Annotated in this window: 14 protein-coding genes; 11 read left to right on the plus strand and 3 right to left on the minus strand. The window is 28.2% G+C overall.

Annotated features, from left to right (window positions below; all coding sequences use genetic code 11):
• The first annotated feature begins 196 nt into the window (after positions 1 to 196).
• Both VN21_RS06640 and pepT read left to right on the plus strand, forming a co-directional pair.
• Positions 197 to 1,414, plus strand: a complete 1,218-nt coding sequence (locus tag VN21_RS06640) for an HlyC/CorC family transporter (RefSeq protein WP_046822573.1) — start codon at positions 197 to 199, stop codon at positions 1,412 to 1,414.
• Positions 1,415 to 1,591: 177 nt separating this feature from the next.
• A complete protein-coding gene (gene pepT / locus VN21_RS06645) occupies positions 1,592 to 2,818 on the plus strand; it encodes a peptidase T (protein WP_046822564.1) in 1,227 nt (408 codons plus the stop codon).
• A gap of 54 nt (positions 2,819 to 2,872) precedes the next feature.
• Here the strand turns inward: pepT and yfcE are convergent, their stop codons facing one another.
• On the minus strand, positions 2,873 to 3,430 hold the full coding sequence (gene yfcE / locus VN21_RS06650) for a phosphodiesterase (protein ID WP_046822565.1): 558 nt from the start codon (positions 3,428 to 3,430) through the stop codon (positions 2,873 to 2,875).
• A 19-nt stretch (positions 3,431 to 3,449) separates the two neighbouring features.
• Positions 3,450 to 4,250: an NAD(+)/NADH kinase gene (locus VN21_RS06655; protein WP_046822566.1), complete on the minus strand. Its 801-nt coding sequence runs from the start codon at positions 4,248 to 4,250 to the stop codon at positions 3,450 to 3,452.
• 151 nt (positions 4,251 to 4,401) lie between these two features.
• Between VN21_RS06655 and VN21_RS06660 the strand changes: the two genes are divergently transcribed.
• Positions 4,402 to 5,304, plus strand: a complete 903-nt coding sequence (locus tag VN21_RS06660) for an RluA family pseudouridine synthase (RefSeq protein ID WP_046822567.1) — start codon at positions 4,402 to 4,404, stop codon at positions 5,302 to 5,304.
• A 10-nt stretch (positions 5,305 to 5,314) separates the two neighbouring features.
• Entirely contained in the window at positions 5,315 to 6,319 is a 1,005-nt protein-coding gene (locus VN21_RS06665; RefSeq protein ID WP_046822568.1) for a nucleoid-associated protein, read from the plus strand.
• A 32-nt stretch (positions 6,320 to 6,351) separates the two neighbouring features.
• Here VN21_RS06665 and acpP read toward each other — a convergent pair whose 3' ends face one another.
• Positions 6,352 to 6,579 (minus strand): acyl carrier protein, encoded by a 228-nt coding sequence (gene acpP / locus VN21_RS06670; RefSeq protein ID WP_021432008.1) that lies wholly within the window; start codon positions 6,577 to 6,579, stop codon positions 6,352 to 6,354.
• 146 nt (positions 6,580 to 6,725) lie between these two features.
• On the opposite strand from acpP, the gene VN21_RS06675 reads away from it, so the two are divergent.
• From VN21_RS06675 to VN21_RS06695, 7 genes are all read left to right on the plus strand, one after another.
• Positions 6,726 to 7,157, plus strand: a complete 432-nt coding sequence (locus VN21_RS06675; RefSeq protein ID WP_046822569.1) for a hypothetical protein — start codon at positions 6,726 to 6,728, stop codon at positions 7,155 to 7,157.
• A gap of 46 nt (positions 7,158 to 7,203) precedes the next feature.
• On the plus strand, positions 7,204 to 7,410 hold the full coding sequence (locus tag VN21_RS06680; protein WP_021428628.1) for a hypothetical protein: 207 nt from the start codon (positions 7,204 to 7,206) through the stop codon (positions 7,408 to 7,410).
• Positions 7,411 to 7,615: 205 nt separating this feature from the next.
• A complete protein-coding gene (locus tag VN21_RS06685; protein WP_046822570.1) occupies positions 7,616 to 7,825 on the plus strand; it encodes a hypothetical protein in 210 nt (69 codons plus the stop codon).
• 166 nt (positions 7,826 to 7,991) lie between these two features.
• Positions 7,992 to 8,165 carry a hypothetical protein gene (locus VN21_RS18835; RefSeq protein WP_152650779.1) on the plus strand — a complete coding sequence of 58 codons (174 nt, stop codon included), beginning with the start codon at positions 7,992 to 7,994 and terminating at the stop codon, positions 8,163 to 8,165.
• Positions 8,166 to 8,218: 53 nt separating this feature from the next.
• Complete coding sequence (locus VN21_RS18840; protein WP_152650780.1) at positions 8,219 to 8,389, plus strand: hypothetical protein; 171 nt, start codon at positions 8,219 to 8,221, stop codon at positions 8,387 to 8,389.
• A 141-nt stretch (positions 8,390 to 8,530) separates the two neighbouring features.
• Positions 8,531 to 8,728: a hypothetical protein gene (locus VN21_RS06690; RefSeq protein ID WP_046822571.1), complete on the plus strand. Its 198-nt coding sequence runs from the start codon at positions 8,531 to 8,533 to the stop codon at positions 8,726 to 8,728.
• Between the two features lie 172 nt (positions 8,729 to 8,900).
• On the plus strand, positions 8,901 to 9,914 hold the full coding sequence (locus tag VN21_RS06695) for a LacI family DNA-binding transcriptional regulator (RefSeq protein ID WP_046822572.1): 1,014 nt from the start codon (positions 8,901 to 8,903) through the stop codon (positions 9,912 to 9,914).
• The last annotated feature ends 70 nt before the right edge of the window (positions 9,915 to 9,984 follow it).

The raw sequence follows: 9,984 nt of genomic DNA on the forward strand, positions 1-9,984 counted from the left end.
TTAATGAACAATATATATAAGTGAAGGTTGTTATTTATATTAATGAATGAGCTTATCCTTTATGTAAGTTTTTCCTGGTGAAATTTCCAAATTTTAAAATACTATGATATAATTATTGTAATAAATAAAAAGTATAAATTTAGGAGTGTGGTAAAGATTGGATTCGACCGGTGGTAATACTATTATTCAAATAGTGATGCTAGTAATTTTACTAATAGGATCAGGTTTCTTTTCAGCATCAGAAACAGCTCTGATGTCTCTTAGTAGAATTAGAATTAGACATATGCAAGAAGAAGGAGTAAAGGGAGCAAAATTAGTTGGGAAATTAACTGAAGATTCAGGTAAACTTTTAAGTTCAATATTAGTAGGGAACAATGTTGTTAATATAGCAGCAACATCTATATCAACATCATTATTTATAACTTTACTAGGAACACAGGGGGTTGCTGTAGCAACTGCGTTTATGACTATATTAGTTTTAATTTTTGGAGAGATAACACCAAAGACAATAGCAGCTAATAACTCAGAGAAAATAGCTATATTAGTTTCAAAACCCATAAAAATAATTATATTAATTTTAACGCCAGTAGTATGGGTATTTAACATAATTACAAATATAATTTTTAAATTATTTGGAATTAAGTCTAAATCAGGTCAACCATACATAACAGAAGAAGAATTAAGAACTATGGTAAATGTAAGTCAAGAAGAAGGCGTTTTAGAAATAGAAGAGAGACAAATAATAAACAATGTATTTCAATTTGGGGATATGCAGGCTAAAGAAGCTATGGTTCAAAGACTTGATATGGTGTGTATAAATGCAGACGATGGATACAAGGAAATAATAAGCTTATTCAAAGAAGAACAATTTAGTAGAATGCCTGTATATGAAGAGTCTGCAGATGATATAATTGGAATAGTTAATATAAAAGATATTATATTTTTAGATGAAGATGAAATAGCTAAATTTGATATAAGAAATTATGTAAGAGAAGCATTTTTTACTTACGAATTCAAAAAGATAACAGAGTTACTTGAAGAAATGAAAAAAGATAAAAGTCAAATGGCCATAGTTGTGGATGAATATGGTGGGACTGCAGGACTTATAACAATAGAAGACTTAGTAGAAGAAATTGTTGGTGAAATAGAAGATGAGTACGACGAAGATGAATCGGATATTGAAGTAATAAAAGAAGATGAATATATAATAGATGGTAGTAAAAAAATCTCAGAGGTAAATGAACTTATAGGAACAAATTTAGAGTCAGAAGAATTTGATTCTATTGGTGGGTTTATAATTGGACACTTAAAAAGACTTCCAGAGGAACATGAAGTTATTGAAGTTGAGGGTGTTAAACTTTGTATAGAAAGTTTAGATAAAAATAGAATAAAGAAAATAAGAGTATTTACATAAGGTGCTATTTAGGCACCTTATTTTTTATATATAAAGAATTTATATACAAATTTAACAATTTATTACAAAGGCTTTATTTGATAAATTTCAAAGAAAGTATTATAATTAAAACGTATTCATTTAATTACAATAGGGTGGATTAAAGAAACGAATTAGAATATATGGAGGGACTTTAAAGTGAAAGAAAAAGTACTTGAAAGATTTTTAAAATATGTGGCATTTGATACAACTGCAGACCCAAAAAACTCAAATTGTCCATCAAGCGAAGGACAAAGAGTATTCGCTAAATATTTAGTTGAAGAATTAAAAGGATTAGGGCTTGAAGATGCAAATGTTGATGAAAATAGCTATGTAATGGCTACATTAAAAGGAAATGTAGAAGGAGTTCCTACTATAGGATTTATATCTCACTTAGATACAGCTCCAGATGTAACTGGAAAAGATGTAAAGCCTAGAATAATAGAAAACTATGATGGAAAAGATATAGTTTTAAATGAAGAATTAAATGTAGTTACATCAACTAAAGATTATCCAGAAATGAAAACTTTAGCTGGACAAGATATAATAGTTACAGATGGTACTACTTTACTAGGAGCAGATGATAAAGCTGGTATAGCTGAAATCGTAACTGCAATAGAATACTTAGTAAATAATCCAGAAATAAAACACGGGGATATAAAAATAGGATTTACTCCAGATGAAGAAGTAGGTAGAGGAGCAGATTTATTTGACGTTGAAAAATTTGGAGCAAAATATGCATACACTATAGATGGTGGTATACTTGGAGAGCTTCAATATGAAAACTTCAATGCAGCTGCAGCCACTATAACTATACAAGGTAGAAATGTACATCCAGGTAGTGCAAAAAATAAATTAGTTAATGCATTACATATAGCAGCAGAAATATCTGAGATGTTCCCTGCTAGCGAAAGACCAGAAACTACTGAAGTATATGAAGGTTTCTATCATTTAAATGATATAAATGGTAATGTTGAAAGTGCTACTATGATATATATAATAAGAGATCATGATAAAGCTAAGTTTGAAGAAAGAAAAGCATTCATGACATCTGCAATAGAGAAAATAAACGAGAAGTATGAAGGAAGAGTAAAATTAGATTTAAATGACCAATACTACAATATGAAAGAAAAAGTAGAACCAGTTAAATTTGTAGTAGATATAGTTGAAGAAGCTATGAAAGAAACTGAAATAGCACCTTTAATAGTACCTATAAGAGGTGGAACTGATGGAGCTAGATTATCATTCATGGGATTACCTTGTCCAAACATATTTACTGGAGGATTAAACTTCCACAGTAAAAATGAATGTATATCAGTTCAAGCTATGGAAAAAGGAGCTAACTTAATAGTTAAGATAGCTGAAAAATACACTGAAGTAAAATAATAAACAATTAATAAAAATGAACTCTATAATAGCATAGAGTTCATTTTTTATTTATTATAAATTTATAATTTCATTTGAATTTATATCAATTAGATTTATATCTAAATCTAATTCATGAGAACTTTCTAGCATATCTATAATTGCAACTGAATGAGAACCATCTTTTGGAATAGAAGTACTTCCAGGATTTATAACTATAAGATTTTCATCAATAAAAAGTTCTTTTACATGAGTATGGCCAAGTATTAAAATATCAGCACCCATAGATTTTGCCTTTTTTATAGTTTCTTCTTTAGAATCTACATATCCATGATTTATTAATATTCTAGCTTCTCCAAACTGACTTAAAACATAAGGTCCTTGTATAGGATGGTTTATAACCATTTGGTCTACATCTGCATCACAATTCCCGCGAGCTATAAGTATATTATCTAATTCATTTATTTTAGATATAACACCCTTAGGGTTGTATCCATCAGGTAAATCATTTCTAGGACCATGGTATAAAACATCTCCAGCATGAAGTATAATATCACATTCAGATAAAGTATCTAAAGCTTTTTCAAAATAAAGTAAGCTACCATGTGTATCGCTCATTACGCCTATTTTCATAAAATTAACCTCCTAAATATTATAAAAATTTTTCAGAGACTCTGCTCCAAAATTCATAGTTATCGAGTCTAACTAATTTAACAAATACGTCTGATGTAGTAATTGATATACTTGTTATTCTTTCGAATCTATGCTCAACTCCATCAACGACTATTAATAAAGAATCTTCAAATCTATACTCTGGCAAAATGCCAATTAATGCATCATGAGGAAATATAATACTAGAAGTAAAGCACCTATATGCATTAGTATTTATAGGGTGTAGAGGAGTTAATTGCATAAGTTTTAAGCTAGGATCAACTATACTACCACCAGCAGCATAGTTATAAGCTGTTGAACCAGTTGGTGTAGAAATTAATAGCCCATCTCCACTAAAATTTTGAATATCTTTATTATTGACATTTAAGTTAAGATGTATAGTTCTAGATTTATCTCCTTTTATGACAACATCATTGACCGCAAACATATCTATACAGCTTCCTTTTGTACATATAGTTGCTTGTACAAGAGGTATATCTTGTAGTATAAAGTTACCTTTTTTATAATCATAAATAAATTTATCAATAAAATTAGGATATACATCAGTAAAAAAACCTAGATGACCAGTATTTATACCTAAAATAGGTATTTCAGGAAAATCGAAGTCATGAACAGTTTTTAAAAAAGAACCATCACCACCAATTGATATTATAAGATCAGCAGCACTATCAAAATTATAGCTTACATTAAAGCCAGCACAAATTAGTTTTTCAGTTAGTACATCTCTTGTTTTAATAGATAGATCTAATGAATTTGAGTTTATTATTATCGTTCTTTTCATATCCCCACCTCTTTACATTTGTATTATAACATAATTTAAAAATTAATTGATAACTTAGTAAAATATGTAATGGATAAATAAAAAGTCTTATCTATTCTGCAAAAATAGTATAAAATAGATAATGTTATTATAATTGAAAGTAGGTGTAAATTTGTTCAAAAAAGAAGAACAAAGATATGATGTTATATCTTACACAAGTGAGGAAAATGCAACTTTAAAAGAAATATTATTAGATAAGTTGAACTTCTCAGTAAGATCTTTATCAAAAATGAAAAGAAACCAAAGTGTTTTAGTAAATGGTACGTTTAAAAAGCCAAGTACTACTATAGAAAAAGGTGACCTAATAGAGGTTAAAATAGAAGAAGATATGGCAAATTTTATGCCTCAAGATTTAAATTTGGAAGTAATTTATGATGATTTTGACTTAATAATGGTGAATAAGCCTCCATTTATAGTTGTACACCCAACAAAGAGTCACAATATAAATACAATTGCAAATGGAATTACAGATTATATAATTAAACGAAATGAAAAAGTTAAAATAAGATTTGTAAACAGATTAGATATGAATACATCAGGATTAGTAATAGTAGCTAAAAATGCATATGCTCATTATAATTTATCTAAAGATATGAGTGATGATAAGGTAATAAAAAAATATATAACCATTGTAAAGGGAATTGTAAAAGATGATTTTGGGACTATAAATGAGCCTATATATAAACCTGGTGAAGATAGTATAAAAAGAGTCATTGATGATAGAGGGCAAGAATCAGTGACTCATTACAAAGTTTTAGAAAGATTAAATGATGCCACTGTACTAGAAATTAAACTAGAAACGGGTAGAACTCATCAAATAAGAGTTCATATGAGCCATATTGGTCATGGTATAATTGGAGATGAGCTATATGGATATGTAGATGAAGAATTAATAAATAGACAAGCTTTACACGCTTATAGTCTAGAGTTTAATCAGCCAAGAACAAAAGAAAGTTTAAAATTCAAAGCGGAAATTCCACAAGATATGAAAGAGTTAATAGAAAAATTAAGATAGAGGTGAAATTATGATAATACATAAGTTTATAGTACATGTACTAGATAAAAATAGTGAAGTTCCTATATTAAATGATTTTGAGGGTAAAATTAGTCAAGAAGTTGATAAATTTTTCCAAAAAATAATCAAAAGGGTTAGTAAAGATGATGATTTAAGAAAAGGTATATTTAAAGATTACGAAAACAACATAGTTAAAAATTGTTGTGAGCAAATAATATATGATGAAAATACATTTCTAGAAAATTCAAAAGAGATAGCTGCATATTTATTTGATACAATGAAAATAAATGCAGAGTTAGAGTCATGTGATTTAGCTATATGCTTATATACTGTGAAAGATGAAAAGTATGTAGGTATATTAAAATTAGATTACAAAAGATTATATACTCATTCTATAGAGTTTGTAGATGATAAATTCAATATACAAATGGTTCCAAATGAAATAGGAATACCAGAGACACAAAGACAAAAGCAATGTGCAATAGTAGGCTTAACTGGAATGAATGATGAATATCACTTAAGACTTTTAGATAAGGATGCAGAAAAGGAAGAGTTAGAATCTAAATTTATAAGTGAATTTTTAAATGCTGAGAAAATTGTTGATGATAAACATAAAACTAAGGTATTTAAAAATAGTGCAGAAACGTGGATAACTAATGCACTAGCTAATGATATAAAACAAGCAGAAGACGTAAGAAGTGTATTAAACTATACTTTAAAAGAAAAAGAAGAAATAGATTTAAATGATTTTGTAGAAAAAACAATTGATAATACAGATTTAAAAGAAAGCTTTAAAGAGCATATGGAAGATAAAGGTTTAGAAGAATCTTTTAGTATTGATAAGCAGTGGGTAGAAAAAAAATTAAAGAAAAGAAGTATAAAGACTGATACTGGATTTGATGTAAGAGGGGAACTAAGTAATTTTGAAGATCCGATGAAATATAGTATAAAACAAAATCCAGATGGAAGTATTGATATAACGATAAAAAATGTTAAGTTTTATGAGGAAAAATAAGTAAAAAACCGAGTTTAAAAACTCGGCTTTTTTTATTTATGCTCTTCTATAAAAGAGCAAATATCACCTATACAAGTGAATTTTTCAGCAGCTTCATCAGGAATTTCTATTCCAAATTCATCTTCTAAAGCCATTATAACTTCAACAGCATCTAAAGAATCAGCCTCCAAATCTTCAGTTAAAGATGTATTTAAAGTGATACTATCTAGATTATCAATACCTAGTTGATCAGCGATTATTTCCCTAACTCTTTCAAACATGATAAACCTCCTAATAAATAAATTCATAATTTAATTGTAGTTTAATATAAGAAGTGAAATTTTTCAATATTAAATTATATAAATTTTAGAATAATATAGTAAAACAAGCATATATATTTTATAAAGAAAACATAGGAGGAATGATTATGAAATATATAGGTTTATTAGCATCATCTGTATGCGTTGTAGTTGTGTTACTAATAAACTCATATTACAGTATCATAAACTTAGATATCCAAAAGATAAGTTCGTATGTAGTAGAAAGTAATATGATTCTAGAAGATATTATAACTAAAGAAGAGCGTGATTTAAAAGATAATAAAGAGTACATAGATAGACTTCAAAATTTAAAAAAATGTATAGAGGACACAAAGACATCTTTTTTTACAAGTAAATATAAGGATTATAGAATTAAATCAGTAGAAAATATGATTGAAAGTATATCTAATGATAAGAAAAATAATGAACATTTAAATATGGTGAAAAAATATAATGAACTATCAGAAAAAGAGCTGGATAGTATATTAGAGAAAAATTTTTTCGAAGTAACATACTTATATACCCTAGCATATGAATAATTAAGAGAAACTATAGGTTTCTCAACATTGAAAAGGGGGTAACCATATGTCAAAACTAGATAACCTTTTAAGAAGTTTTGGATGTGGATGCAATTCATCCTTTGGAGGTTCAAGTTTATTAATAATAGCTGTTGTTGTATTTTTATTATTATGTACTGACCTACTTGACAACTTTTTCTGCGATGATAATTCATGGATATGGATAATACTTGTAATACTTTTATTATTCAATTTTGATGATGGATGTTGCTAAAAGAAGCTCCGATGGGAGCTTTTTTTAATTACTAAATATATAAAAAGAAATTTATATAAAAATAAAATTGTATAGTAACCGTTTTTTTTAATTCCCATAGTATAAATTAAGTGCATAATACATTTGAGATAAGACTTCTGAAATTTTAATATGGGTTAGCTAATAAGGGGAGAAAATTTTAGCAATCCAAAAACAGGGGGTATATATGAGCAGTTTAAGTAGAATATTTGGTTCAGATGGATTCTTTAATGGAGGAGCATGGTGGATAATAGTATTATTCTTCCTATTCTTAGCTTTCCAAGAATGCTGGGCAGAGATATGCATAACTGACTGGATTCCATTTTTAATATTACTTCTTATTGTTTGTTCATGTGGAATGGATGGATGCGGAGATGATTTCGACTGTGGTTGTTAATTAAACACTAAAAAGGCTACCTCTATAGGTAGTCTTTTTAGTATTTAAAGCAATTAAAAAAATACTAGTAAAAAATTATAAAATTATTATCAAAAAGTAAAGCCTATGCATAGTATATGTTAAGAGCGAAAGCTCAAATAATTAATCATCAACAGGAGGTAACACAATGTTAGATAGACTATTTGGTGAAGATGGATGTTTTGGAGGAGCATGGTGGATAATCGTACTATTCTTCTTATTCTTAGCATTTGGTGACTGCTGGGAAGACCTAGATATATGTGCATGGATACCATTCTTAATAGTTTTATTAATATTATGTAGTTGTGGTGGATGCTTCTAACTTACACGAAACAAAATAGACAACATTAAAAATAGACAACAGGAGGTAACAAAATGTTAGACAGATTATTTGGAAATGAAGACTTTGGATGTGGATGGATAATAATAGTACTATTCTTCTTATTTTTAGCATTTGGTGATTGTTGGGAAGAATTAGACATATGTGCATGGATACCATTCTTAATAGTTTTATTAATATTATGCTGTTGTGGAGATTTCTTCTAATAATCAACTAAAACAACAAATATACAAAGATAAAAAATAAAAGTAACCAATATAAAGATAAATTCATATTATATAAAATAGCTAGCTAATAAAAAGTTAACTAGTATTATAACTAAATGAGTTCAATTAGGAGGTAAACTTATGTTAGACAGATTTTTTGGTAACGATGGATGTTTCGGTGGAGGAGCATGGTGGATAATAGTATTATTCTTCCTATTCTTAGCATTTGGAGATACTTGGTGTGATATAGATATCATGGCATGGATACCATTCTTAATATTATTATTAATAACTTGTTGTTGTGCAGGATTCTTTGATAATGATGGATGTGGATGCTAATAATCCTTGAGTAATCAAATACAAAAATAACACGCCAGTAATTAACTGGCGTGTTATTTTTTGTCGAAATATATTTAAATTGTTTAAAAGTTATGATAAAATTAATTTTTACAAAGACTTAAGAATAGATTTCATAAAATATAGTAAAAATTAAGATAAGGAGGAATGCTAAATGAAAACTAATGTAACAATAAAAGATGTAGCTAAAAAAGCGGGCGTTTCTATATCTACAGTATCTAGAGTAATAAATGATTCAAAACCAGTTACGGATGAAGTTAAACAAAAAGTATTAGACGTAATAAAAGAGACTGGTTATGTTCCAAATCCGTTGGCTAGAAGTTTAGTGACAAAGAAAAGTCAGTTAATAGGAGTTATCGTACCAGAGGTTTCAGATTCTTTTGTAAGTGAACTGGTAAACGGTATAGAGGAAGTTGCTAAAATGTATGATTATGACATATTATTAGCAAATACATACTCTGATAAAGAACAAGAATTAAAGAGCTTAAATTTATTAAGAGCTAAACAGGTAGAAGGTATCGTTATGATGTCTTGGAAAGTAGATGAAGAGCATCTAGAGTATATACAAAATTGTAGAATGCCTGCTGTATATGTAAGTAAAACTGCTAGAAACTACGATGTATATTCAGTAAGCATAAGTAATACTGATGCAACATATGATATGACTAAATATCTTATAGATAAGGGTCATAAAAATATATCTTTCATAATGACAAGTGAAGATGACACTGTTTTAGAAGCGGAAAGATATTTAGGATTTGAAAAAGCTATGAATGACAATAACATAGAAATAGACAAATCCCTAGTAAAGAATGCTGGAACTACATATAAGTACGGGTATGATAGCATGAAAGAAATACTAGATGAAGGTAAAAAACCTGACGCTGTATTTGTTACAGGGGATGAAGCAGCTATAGGAGCTCTTAACGCAATATGTGATGCAGGATATAAAGTACCTGAAGACATATCTGTTGCAGGATTTAATGATGCAAAAATAGCAGCTATGTATAGACCTAAATTAACTACAGTACATCAACCATTATATGATATGGGTGCTGTTGCAATAAGAATGGTAATAAAAATGATTGATAAGGAACCTTTAGAAAATAAAAAGGTAGAACTTCCATACAGAATAGTTGAAAGAGAAAGCGTAATAGACAGAAACTAATAAAAAAGCATGTTATCTAAAAGATAATATGCTTTTTTTATTTTAATAAATTGTATATTATTTTTTATTT

Origin of the sequence: Paraclostridium benzoelyticum (assembly GCF_001006285.1) — a bacterium.
Taxonomy (GTDB): domain Bacteria; phylum Bacillota; class Clostridia; order Peptostreptococcales; family Peptostreptococcaceae; genus Paraclostridium; species Paraclostridium benzoelyticum.